The 19,388-nt window shown below is 61.6% G+C and carries 35 protein-coding genes; 32 read left to right on the top strand and 3 right to left on the bottom strand.

The features are described 5' to 3' along the window. Positions 1-78 precede the first annotated feature (78 nt). Together NJQ44_RS15090 and NJQ44_RS15095 are read left to right on the top strand one after the other, a co-directional pair. Positions 79-603, top strand: a complete 525-nt coding sequence (locus tag NJQ44_RS15090; protein ID WP_254272182.1) for a hypothetical protein — start codon at positions 79-81, stop codon at positions 601-603. Positions 604-843: 240 nt separating this feature from the next. Next, on the top strand, positions 844-1,503 hold the full coding sequence (locus NJQ44_RS15095; RefSeq protein ID WP_254272183.1) for a site-specific integrase: 660 nt from the start codon (positions 844-846) through the stop codon (positions 1,501-1,503). A 424-nt stretch (positions 1,504-1,927) separates the two neighbouring features. On the opposite strand, the gene NJQ44_RS15100 is transcribed toward NJQ44_RS15095, so the two are convergent. From NJQ44_RS15100 to NJQ44_RS15110, 3 genes are all read right to left on the bottom strand, one after another. Beyond that, positions 1,928-2,152, bottom strand: a complete 225-nt coding sequence (locus NJQ44_RS15100; protein WP_254272184.1) for a hypothetical protein — start codon at positions 2,150-2,152, stop codon at positions 1,928-1,930. Between the two features lie 334 nt (positions 2,153-2,486). Next, positions 2,487-2,777: a hypothetical protein gene (locus NJQ44_RS15105; protein WP_254272185.1), complete on the bottom strand. Its 291-nt coding sequence runs from the start codon at positions 2,775-2,777 to the stop codon at positions 2,487-2,489. A 54-nt stretch (positions 2,778-2,831) separates the two neighbouring features. Then, entirely contained in the window at positions 2,832-3,152 is a 321-nt protein-coding gene (locus tag NJQ44_RS15110) for a MarR family transcriptional regulator (RefSeq protein WP_254272186.1), read from the bottom strand. 167 nt (positions 3,153-3,319) lie between these two features. Between NJQ44_RS15110 and NJQ44_RS15115 the strand changes: the two genes are divergently transcribed. The 30 genes from NJQ44_RS15115 to NJQ44_RS15260 all read left to right on the top strand — a co-directional run bounded on the left by NJQ44_RS15115 (position 3,320) and on the right by NJQ44_RS15260 (position 19,354). Continuing rightward, positions 3,320-3,487 (top strand): CopG family transcriptional regulator, encoded by a 168-nt coding sequence (locus NJQ44_RS15115; protein WP_254272187.1) that lies wholly within the window; start codon positions 3,320-3,322, stop codon positions 3,485-3,487. An 80-nt stretch (positions 3,488-3,567) separates the two neighbouring features. Then, positions 3,568-3,912, top strand: coding sequence for a hypothetical protein (locus NJQ44_RS15120; protein WP_254272188.1), 345 nt, complete (start codon positions 3,568-3,570; stop codon positions 3,910-3,912). Further along, on the top strand, positions 3,909-4,118 hold the full coding sequence (locus tag NJQ44_RS15125) for a sigma factor-like helix-turn-helix DNA-binding protein (RefSeq protein ID WP_254272189.1): 210 nt from the start codon (positions 3,909-3,911) through the stop codon (positions 4,116-4,118). Before NJQ44_RS15120 ends, NJQ44_RS15125 begins: the two co-directional genes overlap by 4 nt. Further along, positions 4,115-5,143 carry a tyrosine-type recombinase/integrase gene (locus NJQ44_RS15130; protein ID WP_254274686.1) on the top strand — a complete coding sequence of 343 codons (1,029 nt, stop codon included), beginning with the start codon at positions 4,115-4,117 and terminating at the stop codon, positions 5,141-5,143. Before NJQ44_RS15125 ends, NJQ44_RS15130 begins: the two co-directional genes overlap by 4 nt. 114 nt (positions 5,144-5,257) lie before the next feature. Continuing rightward, complete coding sequence (locus tag NJQ44_RS15135) at positions 5,258-5,404, top strand: hypothetical protein (RefSeq protein ID WP_254272155.1); 147 nt, start codon at positions 5,258-5,260, stop codon at positions 5,402-5,404. Next, positions 5,401-5,955, top strand: a complete 555-nt coding sequence (locus NJQ44_RS15140) for an SWIM zinc finger family protein (protein ID WP_254272156.1) — start codon at positions 5,401-5,403, stop codon at positions 5,953-5,955. Before NJQ44_RS15135 ends, NJQ44_RS15140 begins: the two co-directional genes overlap by 4 nt. A gap of 140 nt (positions 5,956-6,095) precedes the next feature. Beyond that, positions 6,096-6,551 carry a hypothetical protein gene (locus NJQ44_RS15145; protein WP_254272157.1) on the top strand — a complete coding sequence of 152 codons (456 nt, stop codon included), beginning with the start codon at positions 6,096-6,098 and terminating at the stop codon, positions 6,549-6,551. Positions 6,552-6,835: 284 nt separating this feature from the next. Next, positions 6,836-8,197 (top strand): hypothetical protein, encoded by a 1,362-nt coding sequence (locus tag NJQ44_RS15150; RefSeq protein ID WP_254272158.1) that lies wholly within the window; start codon positions 6,836-6,838, stop codon positions 8,195-8,197. Beyond that, the gene (locus NJQ44_RS15155; protein ID WP_254272159.1) at positions 8,197-8,778 is read left to right on the top strand and encodes a hypothetical protein; all 582 of its coding nucleotides are present in this window, start codon (positions 8,197-8,199) and stop codon (positions 8,776-8,778) included. Before NJQ44_RS15150 ends, NJQ44_RS15155 begins: the two co-directional genes overlap by 1 nt. After that, positions 8,771-9,364 carry a hypothetical protein gene (locus tag NJQ44_RS15160; protein WP_254272160.1) on the top strand — a complete coding sequence of 198 codons (594 nt, stop codon included), beginning with the start codon at positions 8,771-8,773 and terminating at the stop codon, positions 9,362-9,364. The genes NJQ44_RS15155 and NJQ44_RS15160 overlap by 8 nt, the downstream gene beginning before the upstream one ends. Positions 9,365-9,366: 2 nt before the next feature. Beyond that, a complete protein-coding gene (locus NJQ44_RS15165; protein WP_254272161.1) occupies positions 9,367-9,945 on the top strand; it encodes a hypothetical protein in 579 nt (192 codons plus the stop codon). After that, the gene (locus NJQ44_RS15170) at positions 9,942-10,196 is read left to right on the top strand and encodes a hypothetical protein (protein WP_254272162.1); all 255 of its coding nucleotides are present in this window, start codon (positions 9,942-9,944) and stop codon (positions 10,194-10,196) included. Before NJQ44_RS15165 ends, NJQ44_RS15170 begins: the two co-directional genes overlap by 4 nt. Further along, positions 10,193-10,999 (top strand): ATP-binding protein, encoded by an 807-nt coding sequence (locus tag NJQ44_RS15175; protein ID WP_254272163.1) that lies wholly within the window; start codon positions 10,193-10,195, stop codon positions 10,997-10,999. Before NJQ44_RS15170 ends, NJQ44_RS15175 begins: the two co-directional genes overlap by 4 nt. Then, positions 10,996-11,136: a hypothetical protein gene (locus tag NJQ44_RS15180; protein WP_254272164.1), complete on the top strand. Its 141-nt coding sequence runs from the start codon at positions 10,996-10,998 to the stop codon at positions 11,134-11,136. Before NJQ44_RS15175 ends, NJQ44_RS15180 begins: the two co-directional genes overlap by 4 nt. A gap of 111 nt (positions 11,137-11,247) precedes the next feature. After that, on the top strand, positions 11,248-11,493 hold the full coding sequence (locus NJQ44_RS15185; protein ID WP_254272165.1) for a hypothetical protein: 246 nt from the start codon (positions 11,248-11,250) through the stop codon (positions 11,491-11,493). Next, a complete protein-coding gene (locus NJQ44_RS15190; RefSeq protein ID WP_254272166.1) occupies positions 11,493-12,023 on the top strand; it encodes a hypothetical protein in 531 nt (176 codons plus the stop codon). The genes NJQ44_RS15185 and NJQ44_RS15190 overlap by 1 nt, the downstream gene beginning before the upstream one ends. A 3-nt stretch (positions 12,024-12,026) precedes the next feature. Beyond that, the gene (locus NJQ44_RS15195) at positions 12,027-12,761 is read left to right on the top strand and encodes a hypothetical protein (RefSeq protein ID WP_254272167.1); all 735 of its coding nucleotides are present in this window, start codon (positions 12,027-12,029) and stop codon (positions 12,759-12,761) included. A 10-nt stretch (positions 12,762-12,771) separates the two neighbouring features. Beyond that, on the top strand, positions 12,772-13,041 hold the full coding sequence (locus NJQ44_RS15200) for a hypothetical protein (protein WP_254272168.1): 270 nt from the start codon (positions 12,772-12,774) through the stop codon (positions 13,039-13,041). Continuing rightward, entirely contained in the window at positions 13,038-13,334 is a 297-nt protein-coding gene (locus NJQ44_RS15205) for a hypothetical protein (protein WP_254272191.1), read from the top strand. Before NJQ44_RS15200 ends, NJQ44_RS15205 begins: the two co-directional genes overlap by 4 nt. Continuing rightward, positions 13,255-13,815, top strand: a complete 561-nt coding sequence (locus tag NJQ44_RS15210) for a hypothetical protein (protein ID WP_254272192.1) — start codon at positions 13,255-13,257, stop codon at positions 13,813-13,815. Before NJQ44_RS15205 ends, NJQ44_RS15210 begins: the two co-directional genes overlap by 80 nt. A gap of 75 nt (positions 13,816-13,890) precedes the next feature. Next, entirely contained in the window at positions 13,891-14,253 is a 363-nt protein-coding gene (locus tag NJQ44_RS15215; RefSeq protein WP_254272171.1) for a hypothetical protein, read from the top strand. Beyond that, positions 14,250-14,645, top strand: coding sequence for a hypothetical protein (locus tag NJQ44_RS15220; protein ID WP_254272193.1), 396 nt, complete (start codon positions 14,250-14,252; stop codon positions 14,643-14,645). Before NJQ44_RS15215 ends, NJQ44_RS15220 begins: the two co-directional genes overlap by 4 nt. Next, a complete protein-coding gene (locus NJQ44_RS15225; protein WP_254272194.1) occupies positions 14,642-15,208 on the top strand; it encodes a hypothetical protein in 567 nt (188 codons plus the stop codon). Before NJQ44_RS15220 ends, NJQ44_RS15225 begins: the two co-directional genes overlap by 4 nt. Continuing rightward, entirely contained in the window at positions 15,208-15,459 is a 252-nt protein-coding gene (locus tag NJQ44_RS15230; protein WP_254272195.1) for a hypothetical protein, read from the top strand. Before NJQ44_RS15225 ends, NJQ44_RS15230 begins: the two co-directional genes overlap by 1 nt. After that, on the top strand, positions 15,459-16,745 hold the full coding sequence (locus NJQ44_RS15235) for a hypothetical protein (RefSeq protein WP_254272196.1): 1,287 nt from the start codon (positions 15,459-15,461) through the stop codon (positions 16,743-16,745). The genes NJQ44_RS15230 and NJQ44_RS15235 overlap by 1 nt, the downstream gene beginning before the upstream one ends. Next, complete coding sequence (locus tag NJQ44_RS15240; RefSeq protein WP_254272179.1) at positions 16,742-17,002, top strand: hypothetical protein; 261 nt, start codon at positions 16,742-16,744, stop codon at positions 17,000-17,002. Before NJQ44_RS15235 ends, NJQ44_RS15240 begins: the two co-directional genes overlap by 4 nt. After that, positions 17,002-17,430 carry a hypothetical protein gene (locus NJQ44_RS15245; protein ID WP_254272180.1) on the top strand — a complete coding sequence of 143 codons (429 nt, stop codon included), beginning with the start codon at positions 17,002-17,004 and terminating at the stop codon, positions 17,428-17,430. Before NJQ44_RS15240 ends, NJQ44_RS15245 begins: the two co-directional genes overlap by 1 nt. Positions 17,431-17,512: 82 nt before the next feature. Next, complete coding sequence (locus NJQ44_RS15250; protein ID WP_254272181.1) at positions 17,513-17,746, top strand: hypothetical protein; 234 nt, start codon at positions 17,513-17,515, stop codon at positions 17,744-17,746. Between the two features lie 184 nt (positions 17,747-17,930). Continuing rightward, complete coding sequence (locus NJQ44_RS15255; RefSeq protein ID WP_254272182.1) at positions 17,931-18,455, top strand: hypothetical protein; 525 nt, start codon at positions 17,931-17,933, stop codon at positions 18,453-18,455. A 239-nt stretch (positions 18,456-18,694) separates the two neighbouring features. Further along, positions 18,695-19,354, top strand: coding sequence for a site-specific integrase (locus NJQ44_RS15260; protein ID WP_254272183.1), 660 nt, complete (start codon positions 18,695-18,697; stop codon positions 19,352-19,354). Positions 19,355-19,388: the final 34 nt, after the last annotated feature.

A 19,388-nucleotide genomic window follows, 5' to 3' on the forward strand; every position in this document is an offset into this window, starting at 1 on the left:
GGTACATCTGCTTGTTAAGCTCTGTAGTGCCGTGCGTTGGCGAATTCTTAACTTGGTGTATGCCACTTCGAGAAGTATATGTCTGCCATTCAGACGCACGACCTGTACGGGCTGGAAATAGGGGCTGAACCTAAAGATAAACCGTCGCCGGTTCTGTGGACAGACTCTCAGCCGACTGTTGAGATTACCTTTTCAAACAACTCTGATGTACAGTGGCGAGAAGATACGACAGTTCATTTTTTCATCGAAATTGACGACGACGTGGTGTGGTCGAGGAACGTCAAGATGGGCACGGAGCTTGCACCGGGTGAAACGACCACAGTGACCGTTGAAACTGGACCATTGACCTATGAAGGCCACGCAGTCCTCGGATTTTCTATTAAATCCGGTATCAATATAAAAAGCGAGCCTCGGTCTCTCGAACCTGGTGATTCTACATACACACTACACCCTACAAGTGCGTTCAGCGTTTGGGACCGTTCGCACTATATTTCGACGGTGAAGCGCCCGAAGCAATTTCAGAAATGGATTATCTTTACATCAGTCGTTCTGATCTTCTTCGCAGGTGTCCAGTTATGGCTCGCGTATTTTCCGCCGGGGTGACGCTCAAATTCACCCTGAAAGAGAAGTGTGACAGCATTTCACAACTTGGGAATTTCTTCTCAGTAACCAACAAGAGAATGGGCCGAATGACCCTCTTTTGTACTGACCAACGCACGATACCCAAATCCGGTGCCCGAGAACCCGCCATTCTGGTGCAATCTCGCTCTATCTGACCCCTGCTGACCCCCGAGTTCACCGAAAAAAACTAGATGTTTTGCAATAGAACTGGGGAACGAGTGCATGAGGCTGAAGGACTACGACAACGACGACGGTAAGCGGGTGTGGCTGTCGGACGACGAACTGACGCGATTCATCGAGCAGGCCGAGACGCCGCACCAGCGGTTAGCCTTCCTGCTCGCCGGTCGGGTCGGACTGCGGCGCTCGGAAATCGTCGAGGTGTGCCCGCAAGACCTCGTCGACGGTCCGACCGGCGACCACATCCGCGTGTGGGAGAGCTACGCGAAGCGAGACAAGTACCGAGAGCCGCCCGTACCGAAGGAGGTTGTGACCATCGCGGAGACGCTGGCGTACCAGCAGGACGACGACGAGCCGCTGATAGACGTGGCGGGGTCGACGGTCTACCGCTGGGTCCGACGCGCCGCCGACGCCCTGGAGGCCGAGACGGACGACCGCGGCTGGCAGTACCTCGACGTTCATGACCTCCGGCGGACGTGGGGCACGTACCTACTAGAGCAGGGCGTGATTCCGTCGGTCGTGATGTCCTTCGGTGGCTGGGAGGACTGGGACACGTTCAGGAAGCACTACCTCGGAGAGTTCAGCCCGGAGGCGATTCGACGAGAGCGGGGCAAAGTCGACTTCCTAGAGGGCGGCGACGAAAGCGCCGAGGTAGTCCAGATGGGGTCGCTAGAGCCATCCACTAGGCATCATAAAGCTAACTGAGGGCTATCGTGCGAGGAGGTTTGGTGAATTTTATCAGAATAAGTCTCTGCCAAACTTACTCCCTATCGACTGTGTGTTGCTTTTGCCCATCCATTCATAACGAATTCTGTCTCATCATTCCATATTCCTGGGCCATATGCGTTTATTCCGTGTTCAATTGCTTCCTCAAAGCTCATTCCGTATTCTAACTCTATATATTGTGGTTTGATAGCTCGTTTCACATGACCAGAAATCGGATAAGTATACTCAGTGTAAAACAATTACTTGCATCACAAGTGCAGAATAGCCTTCTGCTATCCAATCATCAACACTATAAGGGAATTTGTCAAGCGTCATCTCATCTGAGGCGATATCAATATACACCGGACCTGCGAAAGTCTGATTCAATTCCTTGGCTTGTAGAACTTCATCACCAGTGCTGATTCTATCCGGTCGGGTCAAAGGCATCAAAAACCCATCTGTAACCGTTTTTCAATACCTCTGTGACATATTTTCCTTTCCCACTACCCGTATTCTCTGACTCAACAACGCCACGTACAATCACCTCTAACTTGGGGTTTTTTGCCAAGGCATCACCGTAATTCGACAATACCACAAATAACCGATTTTCTATGGCAAAATAATCTTCAATAGTTATCAAATGGTGCACGCTCTGACCTCATTAATTCTGTCTGGTTATCTAAGATATCTGATTGCCTTTCTTGTATCGCTATAACTTGTTCTTGTAGTTTTGCTTGCTTAGCTACTGCTTGAGTTTGTGTTGATTGCTCACTGGCCATTTGAATATACACCACTAAAAGAGCAAAAGAGAGGATAACGCTACTAAAAATCCCAACGGCGCGAAGTACGGATACTGTCGGAAGAGGCGTCAAATAGAATAGAGCAGTAGTAAAAGCGCCCACACTGCCAAAAATAAGTACAAAGCTGACTATTATACCTGTATTTATTGAGGGGAGCCTATTGAAAGACCAATTCATAACATTCTACCAATACGGCTTTACACTCGCGTGCGACCAGTTAGAGGGCGTTGCGAAACGGTCTTTGAATACCTTGCTCGGCTTGGGTTCGGGATAGTGTTCAGCGTCGAGGTCGCCCTTCAGGTACAGAATACCCTCGCTCGTCAGGTCGTACATATCTCCATGAATCGGCTCGATAAACCCGGCGTAGTGTAGACACATGCACCGCTCGCGGATTCGGCTCTCGGAGGCGCTGAAGCCGCGTTCACTTTCGAGCAGGCGTGGTGAGGCCCATCCCTCGGAGCGGATGAACTCCATGATACGCTCGTCCAACTGTTCCATCCAGTAAGCCGACTTTCTCCCGTCCATCATTCAGGCTTGCTCGTGGTTCTCGCCAGCGCTGGGGCCGTTCTCATCGACGAAGGATTTTACTTCATCCGGTGCATCTTCGGACGTATCTATCTCGCCGTCTAAGTAGCGTTCTCCTCGCTCTGTAATTGTGTAGACTCCATTTCCTAAATCCCGAAGTAAACGATGCTCAACCAACTTCTTACACCGCTTCGAAATATAGGACCGGGTGTATCTGACGTAGCCACTGTCTTTCATCTCTTTTGGACGGCCAGAATCCTTCTCACGAATATATTCTAGGATTCTGTCGTCCGCAAGCACCATCCAATCTCCCGAGTATCGCATTATTGGTTAATTATCAATCTCTGGGGGTATGATAGTGCCGGGAGAGTCTTCTGAGACGCAGTAGTGATTTTTAGCCACTGCGTAAACTATATATGACTCAGCGAGTAATTGCTAATTAACGCATGGCTCAGAGAAGCCTATCAGTGTCTATCTCGATGCCGCTTGAGATGGACCAAGACATACAGAGAGAAGCAGAGAGGCACGAGATGGGGTACTCAGAGTACGTCCGCCACATCATTCGACAGGCGACGGACTCACCATTTGAGTGCCCGGAGACGGTGCTGTGTACGGACGAGAACCACCGGACGGAAGAATCTGAGAAGGGGGCCGCCTAAACTATGTCCAGTAGCCTCAAGGCCCCCGAATCGGACGACGGTAGCGGCCAGCAAAAGAGTGACGACGCGGAGGACGGCCCATGAGCGGTGACGCCGTCGACCCGGAGGACCTGCCGGGGAGCTACACGCCCGCCGTCGTTCAGCTCGCTTCTGAGGGTCCGGTGTTCGTGGCCGACTACTACACCCTGAGCAGTGGGTGGGTTGCGGTCCGGCAGTGGGACGGCGAGCGAGTGAAGGTCCCACCGCACCGGGTGTCCACCATCTCGGAGGTTCGGGTACAGAGCTACGGTACCGACCGGACCTGCCTCAAGCGCCGCGTTGCGGACGACGAGCGCCGAGAGATGGCGGTGTCCGACACGACCGCCGGTATGGTCGTGCCCGACGCGGTCGAGGCGACGCCGCCGACCAGCGAGACGAGAGCATGACCGCGGCGCAGGCACAGCTACGGGACTTCGAGCCGGACCTATCGCCGCTCACGGAAGCAGAGCGAGAGGTGTACGAAGCAGTCGAACTCGGCGGCTTCGGCGTTCGGGAGTATGGGCGACACACCGGGCGGAAGCCGGGGACTGTCGGCAACCTGTTGGGCCGCGCCCGCTCGAAGGTCGACGTTGAGGGGGTCGAGTGGAAGTGACCGGCCCGCCGTCACTCTCGCCGCGTGAGGCGAGGGACCGCTATCTCGACCACCGACGCACCGAGGCGTCGGCGTCGTCCATCAAGTCGTGGCACTACCGACTGAAGCACTTCGTCGAGTGGGCCGACGACGAGGGAGGCATCGAGGATATGCGCGACCTCGACGGCTGGACGCTCGACGAGTACGAGACTCACCGCCGGTCGGCGGGCGTCTCGGCGGTGACGCTGAACGCCGAGATGCAAACGTTCAAGAACTGGCTGGAGTATCTGGCCCGCATCGAGGTGGTCGACGACGGCCTCCCCGAGAAGGTCCACGTTCCGGGCGTCCCCGACGGCGAAGACACGAACGACGAGATGCTTGAGCAGGGCGACGCCTACGCGCTCATCCAGTCGTTCCGAGAGAACCCGGAGCGTCGAGGGACGGACAAGCACGCCCTGCTGGAACTGCTTTGGTTCACGGGCTGTCGCGTCGGCGCGGCTCGTTCGCTGGACCTTCGAGACTACCACAGCGAGGAGCAGTATGTCGAGTTCCGCCACCGTCCGGGTTCGGGTACGCCGCTGAAGAACGACAGCGACGGCGAGCGAGCGGTAGGCTTGCCGCCGTCGGTGTGCGAGGTGCTGGATACGTACGTCGACCAGTACCGGACTGAGGCCCACGACGACGGGCGACAGCCGCTTTTCACGACGGTTCAGGGCCGACCGGCGGAGAACACCCTGCGCGTCTGGTGCTATCTCGCTACCCAGCCGTGTTTGCACGAGCTGTGTCCGCACGGGATGGAGCGAGATACCTGCGAGTTCGTCCACGTCCACCATGCGAGTAAGTGTCCGTCGTCGGTGTCGCCGCATCGGGTCAGAACGGGCAGTATCACGTGGCAACGGGACATGGGCCTCCCGGCGGAAGTCGTCGGGGAGCGCGTGAACGCAACGCTCGAAGTGATTGAATCGTACTACGACAAGGCGACGGCACGTCAGCGGTTGGAGCAACGCCGTCGGCCATACATCGAGAACCTACAACTGGAAGACTGAGACGATGAACCCACCACACTTTGTTTCGGCACGTTCGCACCGTCGGAGCGGTTGCCCACGAGGGTATTTGATTCCTCGGCGGTCCCACTCCAAAATAAAGGAAAGCGGCCCTCTATGCCGCTTTTTCACTTCAACGAGGTGGTCAGCGTGAGCCACGCGGCTGACGCCCACCTCGGGGAAGTCTGTACCATCTGCGGCTTCGTCATCGACCGCGAGTTGAAACGCTGTCCGGCGCTCGACGAGGGAGGCTGTCGGCCATGAGTCGCGCCGACCGTAGCTGGCAGGCAAGCGACGACCTGCCCGGTATGCTGGGCGGGCCGTCGACGCTCTCCATGCCCGCCGACTGGACGCTGTCGACGGCGTGGCAACGCGCACAGCAGGAGGACGACGAGGGCGGCGCTGTGAACGACGCCGAGCGCATCGTCAGCCTGTCCGACGGCGACGACTACCACCGCGTTCTGTGGGCACTCACAGGCCGCACACTCGCCGCCGAGTGCGACTGCGCGGGCTACAAGTTCCACAGCGGATGGTGCGCTCACGTCGCCTCTCTGTGGTGGCAGTGGGTCCGTGGCGGCATCGTCGTGACCCATCTCGACACGGGGCGTCAGTACCCAGCGCCACCAGCATGGCTCCGCCTCGACGACGACCCGACCGCTTACGACCACCTTACTCCTGCCGAACTCGACGCCTTCCTCACCTGCGACCTCGGGAGCCTCGGCGTTCGGGAGTACGCACGGCTGTCCGGTCGGTCGCCCGGCACTATCGGGAACCTGCTGGCCGACGCCCGAGAGAAGACGGAGGGCCGCCGATGACGCGCACACACGCACCCGCCCTAGCGCGAGACCTTCCGGCGACCCCCCCGCCCCCCTGTCCTACAAGTACTATTCCCGTCGGCTGTCAGCGCGCCGTATGGGGATTTCGCCACGTCTTACGAGGAGGTGTCTAGTCAGACATGACCGGCGGGAACCAACTGCACGAGGAGAGCGGGAACGACAAAATCACGTTCCGGCTCCCTACGCACCTGAAAGAGCAGTTCAAGGAGCAGGTCGACAACATGAGTGCCGACCTCGAAAAGTACGTCCGCCAGCAGGTCAACCAGCCGAGTGAAGACGGCGGACTCGAACCCTACGCTGACCCCGACAACCGCGACCTCGCTGTTGCGTACCGGACGCTGTGCAAGAAGCGAACCAAGAGCGGTATCGTGCGGGGCGAAACGGCCAAGCGAGCGCTGGCACAGGCCGTCGACAACATCGACCAGACCGACGCTCACCGCCTTCTCCGTCGGTTGGAGAAGCGCGGATACGTCCACCTCCAGAACGGGATTCCGCCGAGCGACTATATGGCCGTCCACGTCCGCCCGTACTCCCGGCACGACCCCGCGAAGGGAGGTGTGAGGGCAGATGCGTGAGCAGTCTGCGAGCGGAACGTACCGGGTGACGCTTGACAACCCTGCCTCGAACTCCCGGACGCACATCCAAGTCAAAGCAGAAGACCGACGCGACGCACGCCGTCGTGCGAAGCGTGACTATCCGCGGCACGTCGTTCAGAGTTGCACGGTAGTTGCGGACACTCACCAGCAAAGAGATACGTAGTCAGTCGGCTACTGCATTCTTTTTGCTTGCTTAATTATCAATTTATCAACAGGTTTTATTTCTAGTAAGTCCGTCCGTTCTCGCGGAGGACCTTACTGAAGTGACTGAGCGAATTGAGTATGGAAGTAAAGACGCCGCCGACGCGGCGCGAGAGAGACGAGAGGACTACCTGTGCCCGGTAGACGACGACCGGCGGCTGTTGACCGTCGCGTACGTCTCCGACACGCCCGACGCCGTGTTAGAGGACGAGCGCCTGCGGGCCGAGGACGGCAAAGGCGAGCGGTCCAGCGGCCCCGGTCAGGTACCGCTATCTGACGCCGAGCGCGACCGTCTCGACTACTCGCAACCTCGCGCCAACGAGGGGCACGCCCGGTCGGTAAAGGGCATCGCGCAGGCCGAGGGCGTCGAGGACTGGACGAGCTACTACGACGGCACGCTGACGGTGGACGAGCATCGAGAGGTGATGCAACGAGCTGGCCGGGAGTCCGGCGACCAACGGCGTACGGAGAGCGTCGAGGAGAAGGCGGGCCGGGCCGCCCGCCGAGCGCGAAAGGAAGGGTGCGACCACGCCGAAGGCGGGTGTGAGAACGGCGACCCCGAGGCGTGCGAGTTCCTTCAAAACGTCTGCGGCTACTCCGAGGATGAGGTGGCACAGTTCCTCGACGACGACCGCGACGACGAGGGCGAGCAAACCGAGCTGGTGACGGTCGGCGGCGACGAGTACCCCGAGATGGAGCTACGGCCCGAGGTAGCCGGGGCACTCCGCAAGAGCTGGACCGGCTACAAAGGCGCGATACGGGAGCTGGAGGCGGCCATCTCGCAGGTGAGAGAATCGACCATCAACGCCCGGCAAGCGTGGCGGGCCATCAACCGGATTCGGGAGGCGAACGGCCAAGACGAGATGCACCCCGACCGCCTGCACACGCTCCTCGACGCCGCCGACGCGATGCCCGGCAACATCCCGATAGTGAGGACGCTCGACCACTTCGCAGACTCCGACGAGTCCGACCCCGGCGCGGCCCCGGTCGACGCGGAGGACGGCCCGGAGAGCGCCCAGCAGTTCGCCGCCGAGCAACAGGGCACACTCTCGGTAGGGGTGGAGAGCGAGGAAGCCGCCGAAGAAAAACAGGTGACTCTCACCGGAGCAGACGACGCGGGCAACGAGACGGCCCCGACCGCGTGGAGACAGCAGGGCACGACGTGGAGCGGCGGCCCGCACTCCGTCTCTCTCGACAGTCCCAGCCGTGGCGTATGGGTCGTCAGGCTGACCGGCCCCGCCGGGCCGATGGAGATAGTCGAGACAGACGACGCGGCGACCGCCGAGGAGGTGGCGGAAGCCTTCACCGACCGACTCCAGCCCAACGAGGTGACGGGACACAACGCTGACAGAGAGTTGCAGGAGGCCGCCGCAGAAGCGAAGAAAGAGGCATACCCCGACAGCGGGGGACTACTCGATTACTGATGAAACAGCCATACTACTGCCCCGTAGAGGGGTGCGACCACACCGGGGGCGCGTCTCTCGCGTCCATCCGGTCCCACATCAACGCAAAGAGCGACCAACAGCACGACTGGGACGCCCTCAAAGCCGACGTGGAGGCACAGACAGAGGACGACGACCCGGACGAGCAAGGCGACGACCAGCAAGAAGCAGACGGAGAGCAGGCCGAGGCGCCGGAATCCGACCCGGACGAGCAAGGCGACGACCAGCAGACGACCACCTCAGACATGGACCAAGCCGACGAGTACCAGCAACAGCAGGCGATACAGCAACAGGAGAGCGGCGAGAAGCAGACAGAGAGCGACCGAAGCAAGCAGAATCAGGCGAATCAAGGCGGCGGGCGAGGCGTCCCTATCGGCAAGGCGCTGGCCGCTGTCGGGTTGCTCGCTTTGCTCGCAATCATGGCGACCAGAGAGAGCGAGGAGACGAGCGAACCCGTCGAGATAGAGAGCGAGGTTGCCGACGGCGACGGCGACGGCGACCGCGACCGCGACGACCGCGACGACGCCGCCGACGCAGACGGAGGCGTGACGTGGGATGAGTGAGGCCGATACCGACGAGTCCGACCCCGGCGCGGCCCCGGTCGACGCGGAGGACGGCCCGGAGAGCGAGTCCGTCGAGGAGGACGACCGCCCCGAAATCGAGGGCGAGGAGAAAGCCGACGTGGACCTCGATGCACTCGGTATCGACTCCGAGGAGATAGAGGCCGAGGCGGGCGCTCAGTCTGACGACCAAGCCGACGACGACGGCGACGAGGCGACCGACGACGGCGACGAGCAGGCCGACGAGATGCCCGACCCCCTCGAAGGCATCGAAGGCGAGTCGTGGGGGGACCAGTACGTGACGATGCTGGCACTCGTCCTCGGGGAAGTGGCCGAGCAGAGCGACGGCGAGACGGGCAAGACTGCCGAGGACATAGAGGAGCTGGCCCGCGCCCCGCCTGTCGAGCTGGACCAGCAGGTAGACGAGTGGCTGGCTCAGTCCGGCGTCGGTCAGGATATACCGCCGGGGCAGGCACTCGCCCTCGGAACTCTCGGCATCGCTCTGGTGGTCATCCTGACTGAAACGGACCTCGCAAAAGACGCAATGGACGCCCTCAGCGGCGAACTGACGGACGCACTCAACTTCTGACGATGATGGACAAACTCAAGCAGGCGCGAGAGGCAAAGGCCGAACTCACCAACCCCCACGAAAGCGACCGTATCCGCGCGCTCGCTGACGTGCTGGCCGAAATCCAGACGGAGCAACGGGCGGCAGTCATGGACCAGCGCGACACCCTCGGCGTCGAGGCCGCCGACGACGTGGACCGACTCGACAAAGAGGAGCGGGTAGCCGAGATTATCGACCTCGTGGACGGCTACGGCCCCGGCGGTCCGTCGCTGTCTGAGGTGTGGATTCGGCAATGCGGCCCCGAGGAGCTGGACGGCGAGGAAGCCGCCCAACTCGCTCACTACGCCGAGATGACGCCCGAGGAGTGGGACGCACAGATAGAGCGATGGGCCGACACGTACCGGGCGAACGGGGCCGACTCGATGCACTCGGACCGTTCGCTGGCCGACGCCCACACCGTCAATACGTGGGGCATCTCACTCTCTCGCTTCGAGGCGGAGGTAGTCGAGTTCGACCGCGCCACCGCCCTGACCGACATACTCGCCGGAGCGAGCGAGGCGACCGAGGCGGCCATCCGCGCCAACACGGAGGGCCTGCAATGAGGGCCACCCGAGGCGACGTGCTGGAGGCAATCGGCGTCGGCCTGCTGGTCGCCGGACTCGTCGCCGCCATCGAGATGCACGGGGCGTCGACGGCGACCGGCGACCGCGACGACCGGCCAGACCACGCGATACTTCGGGAGGTGGACCTGACCGCGCTGGCCGAGGGAGACGCGCAGACGGTCGGCACGGCACAGGGCGAGACTATCCGGCTGACGACCGCTGACGCCGCCGAGGAGGATACCGAGGCGTGAGTAGTCTGCTACTGGCGGCACAGAGCGGCTGGGGCAAGTCGTTCCACGCTCAGGCGTGGATGGAGACGAACGTAGCCGACGCCGATACGTACGCCGCCCTCACGGTGCTGGACTACTGCGGAGAGTACCGGGGACTCGTCAAAGCAGGATACGCCGCGCATTGGATAGTTGGGCCGCGAGAACTGCACTTCTCCGTGGACGACTGGCGGGCAATCCTCGACGAAAATCCGATGCTCGTCTTGGAGCGTCACCACCAAGTGACTACCGACGAGTGGCGGCAGGTCTGTACCAAGATTGCGGCGGCGTCGAGGACGCTCCGGCGCGATGAGCTGGTAGTTGTGGATGAGGCCCACTTCGTCGCACCCCAGCAGGTCAAACTGCCCGAACCCATCAAGGAGATAGCGACGACCGGGAGAGGCGAGGGCACGTCATCCATGTGGGTGACTCAGCGACTCGCGGAGATAGACCTGACCGTGAGTACGCAATGTCAGGAGCGGATTCTAGGCGGGTTCCGGGGCGGCGACCTCGGGGCCGTCGACGTGGAGTACCCCGACAACCTGCACAACCCGGCGGCCAACGTCCCGGCGTCGACTCTGACCGACGAGCTGTTGCCGTCGGACCGCGAGACGCCGACCACGCTCCAGAAGCATACCGACGAGGACGGCCACACCATCGGTAGCGAGTGGATATACAGCAACAACGACGGCGAAATCCGCCGTATCAACACTCAGCACGTCAACATGGAAAGCACGCACTACGGGAGTCAGGGCAACCACCTCCAAATGCCGGAGTACAGCGCATGAGGACACAAATAACACTCTACGGAGACGACGCCAAACGCTTCGAGCGGATACAGGAACGTATCGGCAAGGACCGTCCCGGTAGTACCCCGTGCAACGCCGAGGCGGTCCGGGCGCTGATGGACATGGCCGACCTCTGACTGGCTCGGACAGTCCGGGCAAGCCACAGGTTGCTATCGTACTTCTTCAGTTCGTCGGTATTTGATGGGTAGAGGAGTCGTGCGTAGGGTTGCATGGATTTTAGTAATGCAATGTCGACCCTCGCATCCGAGGAGTACGTCATGGACGTAGCCCTCGTGATGGGTGGATTCGCTGCACCGGCACTCGTCAAGCACGGCGTCGAGAACAAGATGGGCAAGGACCTCCCCGACGAGGCTTACGGCCTGACCGTCGCGGCGGGCGGCGCTGTCTACGGCGGCGCGGGCCGCAAGGTCGCTATCGGCGGCGGCGTCCACACCCTCGAAGCACTCCGAACCCGCGTGATGGAGGGTAACTGATGGGACAAGACCTCTACGCGTCGAAGGGCAAGAGTGCGGAGGCGGTCACTCCGGTTCAAAACGCCCCGTCGAGTCCGGTCCCGACGCCCATCCTCGAAATCTCGCCGGAGCGCGGCCAGTTCCTCCGAATCCTGAACCAAATCGCACGCGGTGAGATGCAGGGCCTCCCCCTGTATCTCGACCTGCGCGACAGCAACGGCGACCCGCTCCCGGTCAACACCACGCTGTACCTCGTCATCGAACCCAACGGGCACACGGGCCAGCTGGTCGTCTCCGAGGTGGTCGAGTCCATCGACCAGTACGTGACGCTATCCATCACCGAGCAACGCAACGTCGACAACATCGACGCCTGCAAGCTCACTCTCCAGTTCCCCGAGTCGCACCCCTCGAAGGCCGGAGAACCCACCCCGTACGTCGACGTGCGCGACATCGACACGGCGTACCTGATGTGTGATTCGGCGGCACAAATCGACTGGTCGGAGTCTCAGGCGTTCATCGACTCCGCCGCCGTGGAGCAACGGAGCCGGTAACTCATGGAGGCAGAGCTAGCCGAGCGACTGGAGCAGACGACCCGCCAGCCGGGGCACATCACCCCGGAGAAGATGGACACGTCGGTCAACTCGCAGGGCCAGCGGTCTGAAATCGGCACCTACCGAGTCGATACGGCGCACTACATCCGACAGGGGCGCGACAACCCCTTCAAAGTCGCAATCCCGGCGTACGAGAAGTTCACCAGCGACGGGAGCGCGGGCGACTCCGAGACGTTCAGCCTCACGCACGACCTCGTGGACAGTCCGGTTACTCAGTCGGTCGTCGTGTGGCTCGACGGCACGTACTACGGCACCCCGGACGCCGTGGACTACGACGCCGACACCATCGACGTGACGGACCCCAACACCAACAGCAACGTTCACGTCTACTACATCGCCGGAGACGCGGCCTCTCTGGAGCTTCGGAAGCGAGCGCCGGGCGAGTCGACCAAGCAGAGCCAGCGGTTGTACTCCGCTAACCTCGGTCTGGTCAACGCCGCACCCCAGCTGGAGCAACCCGAGTACCTGCGACTCACCGACAGTCAGATGCACCCGTGGCTCGGCGCTGATATGGAGGTTATCGCGTACCTCGATGCACCGTACACGGTCCGATGGACCGACAACGACGGCGACGGCACCGAACCGACCAACGCCCTACTCAACGTCCCGGTCATGCGGGGGTCGAGTGAGGTGCGTGGCCTCACCGCCGCAATCAAGGCGGCGATGGGGCAGGCGTAGGAGTCTCACAATGCCATTTTCGAGCGATTACACGCCGATATGGGAGAGCGACAGCACCCCCGGCGAGGACTTCGAGCAATCGGTCACTTTCGAGGCGACCGACGCCGACAGCGACGAGTCCGTACCGGGGAGCAACAGTCAGACGAACGGCCCGCTGACGGCGACCGTCGAGCGGTCCGGCTGGAGCCAAGACGATGTGATGATGGCCGCCCAGCTCATCAACATCCTACTGTTCCTCGCACTCGTTTACGAGGCTTTCAGCGACGGTGATAGCCGATGAGCGAACTCAACGGGATGGAGCAATGGGTGGCTGAGAGGGATGATATGGTCATCGAGGACGACGGGAGCATCACCAACACCGAAACGGGAGTCAACACCGCCGACGACGACAGCGGCAACGCGCCCATCTACGACGACGATACGAGTAGCTGGGACGAGGCGGTGAACGGGTCGGACACGTCGACGGACTCCAGCTCCTCGGACAGCGACGGGTGTGAGCATCGGGGACGACTCCGACGGCGACGACAACCCCGTAGCGTCCAACGGCATCAGCCTCGACGCCCTCCGCAGTAGTCTCAGCAACAATCTGCGGTACGGCGGGGAACCGACCGACCGACAGATACAGGCCGCCGAGGAGTTCGGCGGAATCACCGTCAGCGGCCAGCGCATCGGCTACCCTGACGAGAGCGAGACGACCACGGACGACTACGAGGGCGGGATGCCCTCGGACCACTACGGCGACGACCCGGACGCCAACAACGAGGACGGCCCCAACGTCCTCGATGGCGACGGGGACGGTCAGGTTAACGTCCCCGGACCTGACGACAGCACGGATTCGGGAGGCGTCAACGACGCCGACCCGGACAACTCCGAGGGAGCCACACCGCCCAACGCGCCCCGTCAGCCTGACGACCGAGGCGACGGCGGCCACCAGCAGGGCATCCCGGCACAGCTCCGAGCGACCATCGAGCAGAACCCCGAGGCCGTCGGTATCGTAGTCGCGCTGGCCGGACTCATCGCCAGTCAGCGAGGAGGTGCCCATGCCGGAAACTGAGGCTGTCGTCGAGGACATGGACGACGCCGAGGTAGAGACTCAGCGCCAGCGAATCAAGCAGGAGGGCGGTCAGGCGTGACGGTCATCCCGAAGCCTGAACCCGGCGACGTGGGGTACAACGACCCCATCACCCGCGAGCTGGACCCCGGACAACAGCTCGTCGTCACCTTCGAGCCGCGCCAGCGTATCACCGAGTTCGTCCTGCCGTTCCTCGCGATGAGCAAGCACCCGGACTCGTCTTACGAGGTGTGGATGGACGGCCAGCGCGTCTACGGCCCGTCGCCCATCCCGCCGACGGACATAGACGATATGGTGCCGACGTTCATCCCGGCAAAGCGGTTCGAGAGCCGTCTTACCGTCTACTGCCGCAACCTCTCGGACACGACGACCCGCACGTACACAGTCCAACCTATCGGCTGGGAGGTGAGCGGCGAGTGACCATCTACTCTAACGGCAGAGTGGAGGACATACTGAACGTCCAAGACGAGGACGGCAACCCGCAGGCCCCCAGCAACGAGAAGCGGCAGAAGTCGATTGAGGCCGCGGTCAGCAACCCCGACGGTGCGACCATCCAGACGGTGACGACCTCGGGGACCGACCCGGAGCAACTGCCGGACCTGACGATACCGGACGGGGGCGCGGCGCTCATCGTCTACCTTCCCGGCAACAGCGGCGACGTGTACCTCGGAGACGCCGCCGAGCAGTTCGTACCGCTGACCGACCCCGGCAACGTATTCGGCTGGGAGGGCACCACGACCGCAGACCTGCACATCAAGACCAACAGCGCCGGTGACGGCGTGGGCATCATCTTCGAGGGGGCGCAAGCATGACGGAGACGAAGGGCGGCAACATCATCTTGCGCCGCGTCGACGTGCCGGACCATGTGGACCCCGGCGAGTCCTTCGAGGTGGACGCGCTCGTTTCCAACGGCGCGGCCTACATCAACCCGTGGGACGGCGACAAATGCGGCCTCGCACCGCCGGGCTACACTATCGAGGTGGACTTTCACGGCCCGGACGGAGCGACCCGGACGAAGGGGCCGATGTGCCACACGACGACCGAGGTAGGCACCCGCGACGAGACGTACACGGCGACGTTCACGGCCCCAGAGGACGGCGGCGAAGTCGAGATTGAGGCCAACGTCAGACTGCCCGGTAGCGGCATGGAGACGGGCACGGAGTCGGCTGTACTGACGGTCGCAGAGGGACACGTACCGACGCCGGAGCCTCCCGGTGACGACTCCAACGGGGACGGCGGCGGCGGCCTCGACCTCGGCGGCGCTGGCGGTCGGAACCTCAAGCTCGCCGCTGGAGCAATCGGACTCCTCGCGCTGTTGTGGGTGCTGGCACCCTACGCACAGCTCGGGGCGTCTCTCTCGGGAGGTGGCCGCTGATGGACCCCATCACCGGCTACGTCGTGCAAGCGGCGGCTATCGTGACGGCGGCGGCGGCAACCTACGTCGCCGCGGCGGTCCGGCAGGTACTCCAGCAGGTGCAGGCCAACACCACCCGGAGCAAGCGCACCCGCCAGCTCGTCACCGGCGAGGACAGCCACCTGCGGGGCGTCCTGCCCCGGCTTCGACTCATCGAGGAGCGCGTACTGTCGACCGTTCGCACCGTCGAGAGCGAGGAGGGAGGCGAGTAATGCCGTTCCTCCAAGCATCCGCTGGCGGCGGCTGGGACTACGTGCAGGCCGCCGAACCCGCCAACCCCGAGAAGGGCGATTCGTGGTACGACACGGACGGCGGTGCAGACGGACAGGGTGAGGCGAAGGTCTACGACGGGTCGACGTGGGACGTGACCGGCTACATCAGCCACGACCAGCTCAACAACGTGGCACCCGCCGACCATCACGACCCCGTGACCGTCTCGGCCCCGCTGACGCGCTCGGGACAGGCACTCGCCCTCGCAATCGGCAACGCGCTCACCGTCGACGGCAACAACGACCTCGCGGTAGACGAGTCGGCCATCTCGCACGACAACATCGCGGGCGTCTCTGCCGCCGACCATCACGACCCCGTGACCGTCTCGGACCCGCTGACCGAGGACGGCACGCAGGGCCTCGCGCTGGCGCTGGCGTCGAACCTCCGCGTCAACGGGACCGCCCTCGACCTCGCCCGCAACATCGAGGTGGGAGACGACTACCGGGGACTGCACCTCCGAGGTACCAACGCGACCGAGGAGAGCGACACCGCCGACAAGTGGGGCGTGCGGAAGTACCAAGACGACTTCCGTATCCGGCACTATGACGACTCGGCGGCGTCGTGGAGTAAGATGCTCCGCATCACGCCCAACGGAGAGGTTCGCATCATCGAGGGACCGTTACACCTCGAAATGGGCAACATCACGGCCCTCAACAAGATAGAGGCGTCTGGTACCGGAATCGAGACGCTATGGCACGCGACCGATAATCACATCCGCTGGCAACGGTACGACGACCAGCGGCAACTATTCCGTCTCGACTTCGACGCGATGACCGCCGAGGCCGTCGACGCCGACCTCTACGAGCAGGGCAACCGCGTGGCGACTCGTCCGTATGTCGACGGCGAGGTAAGCACGCACGAGGGACGGACTGACAACCCCCACAACGTCACCGACGACCAGACCGGCGCGGCGTCGGCCCTCTCGTCACACGCCGGGGACGCTGACGCGCACCTCGGGACGCCGACCGACGAGAGCGGCACGCTGGACCCCGGTAGCACCGGCATCTACAGCACGACCGTTTCACTCACGAACTCCTACGTCTCGGGTTCCGCGACGGCTGGAGTATTCGACAGCGGCAACGAGTGGAGTCCCAGCCGGGGAAGAACCTACGTCGAGAACTACACCTTCGACGGAAACGGCCACATCGACGGGTTCGTACTGCACTACGAGACGGACACCAGCAGTAGCGATTACGTGAAGTGGACTTTCACGGGCAACACCGCATGATAGCACTACAACTCTCACAGATTCCGACCCCAGATGCACAGTCTCTCGCACTCGCCGTTCTCTGCCTCGTGGCAGGTATGGCGGTCCCGACCCGGTACGGCATGGAGCGCATCGAGGGCTTCGGTCGGTGGGTCGCGTCGAAGCTCCCGTACAAGGCTCCGCCGGGCAAGGAGAGCGAGCAGGCGATGGCCGACGCGGTGTACGGCCCTCGCGTCGAGGACGCCGACGCTGTCGACAGTGAGGAGCAACAGCCGTGATGTTTCCGTATCACGTCGTTCCCGACGGCAACGCGGCCCTGCCGCACCACTACGTGACGATGCTGCTGGCGGCGCTCGTGCCGGTCCTCATCGTGTGGGACGACCACCGCGACAGGGAGCCGTGGATAGTCCTGAGCGGCATCCTCGGCGGCGTCGTCGCCTTCGGGCTGGTGTGGCCGCGCTATCCCGTTATCGGCGCGACGCTGACGCTCGCCGCGAACGCGGTGGTGATACTCGCTCCCTTCCGCCCGGCGTGGTCCGAATACTGGCCGCGGCGTCACCGGGTAGCCGTCGTCGTCTTCGCGCTCATCGCCGCCGACGACTCGGTACAGCACGCGCTCGGGTGGCCGATGCCGATTGATTGGGTGTGGAAGCACGGCGGGCGGTCGGCGGTCGTCGAGGTGTTCGGCGCGGTCGCTGGCGTTTGACTAGTATTCGGATGCCCACACTAATTCGGACGAAGTAATTTTATGTGTATTTGCAACTAATCGAGCATACAACTCGTATAAAATGGAAATCCCATCATATTCCGAATTTGTTGCAGAAGCAGGTCCTGCGGAGTATATCGGAGTTTTAGAAAGGGCCGTTGCTCTTTTTCTCCCATTCTTGACGGTTTATTCACTGTATGTCGTACAGACTACTGGGGAGAGGTACGGCCTCTACGCTACGATAGTTCTTGGACTGACATTTGCACTGTGGAATATAGCTTTCTCCGAATACGTATATCGTTATTTAACAGATTAACATCTCACTATTCCCGTCGTGGAGTCGGATATTTGTGCCCGAGAATCCTCTATTCTAGTGTAGACCGTAGTTTAATACTTAGTCATCTGGACTGCAACTACCGTTTGGTACATCTGCTTGTTAAGCTCTGTAGTGCCGTGCGTTGGCGAATTCTTAACTTGGTGTATGCCACTTCGAGAAGTATATGTCTGCCATTCAGACGCACGACCTGTACGGGCTGGAAATAGGGGCTGAACCTAAAGATAAACCGTCGCCGGTTCTGTGGACAGACTCTCAGCCGACTGTTGAGATTACCTTTTCAAACAACTCTGATGTACAGTGGCGAGAAGATACGACAGTTCATTTTTTCATCGAAATTGACGACGACGTGGTGTGGTCGAGGAACGTCAAGATGGGCACGGAGCTTGCACCGGGTGAAACGACCACAGTGACCGTTGAAACTGGACCATTGACCTATGAAGGCCACGCAGTCCTCGGATTTTCTATTAAATCCGGTATCAATATAAAAAGCGAGCCTCGGTCTCTCGAACCTGGTGATTCTACATACACACTACACCCTACAAGTGCGTTCAGCGTTTGGGACCGTTCGCACTATATTTCGACGGTGAAGCGCCCGAAGCAATTTCAGAAATGGATTATCTTTACATCAGTCGTTCTGATCTTCTTCGCAGGTGTCCAGTTATGGCTCGCGTATTTTCCGCCGGGGTGACGCTCAAATTCACCCTGAAAGAGAAGTGTGACAGCATTTCACAACTTGGGAATTTCTTCTCAGTAACCAACAAGAGAATGGGCCGAATGACCCTCTTTTGTACTGACCAACGCACGATACCCAAATCCGGTGCCCGAGAACCCGCCATTCTGGTGCAATCTCGCTCTATCTGACCCCTGCTGACCCCCGAGTTCACCGAAAAAACTAGATGTTTTGCAATAGAACTGGGGAACGAGTGCATGAGGCTGAAGGACTACGACAACGACGACGGTAAGCGGGTGTGGCTGTCGGACGACGAACTGACGCGATTCATCGAGCAGGCCGAGACGCCGCACCAGCGGTTAGCCTTCCTGCTCGCCGGTCGGGTCGGACTGCGGCGCTCGGAAATCGTCGAGGTGTGCCCGCAAGACCTCGTCGACGGTCCGACCGGCGACCACATCCGCGTGTGGGAGAGCTACGCGAAGCGAGACAAGTACCGAGAGCCGCCCGTACCGAAGGAGGTTGTGACCATCGCGGAGACGCTGGCGTACCAGCAGGACGACGACGAGCCGCTGATAGACGTGGCGGGGTCGACGGTCTACCGCTGGGTCCGACGCGCCGCCGACGCCCTGGAGGCCGAGACGGACGACCGCGGCTGGCAGTACCTCGACGTTCATGACCTCCGGCGGACGTGGGGCACGTACCTACTAGAGCAGGGCGTGATTCCGTCGGTCGTGATGTCCTTCGGTGGCTGGGAGGACTGGGACACGTTCAGGAAGCACTACCTCGGAGAGTTCAGCCCGGAGGCGATTCGACGAGAGCGGGGCAAAGTCGACTTCCTAGAGGGCGGCGACGAAAGCGCCGAGGTAGTCCAGATGGGGTCGCTAGAGCCATCCACTAGGCATCATAAAGCTAACTGAGGGCTATCGTGCGAGGAGGTTTGGTGAATTTTAT

The organism is Haloarcula marina (genome assembly GCF_024218775.1).
GTDB lineage: Archaea > Halobacteriota > Halobacteria > Halobacteriales > Haloarculaceae > Haloarcula > Haloarcula marina.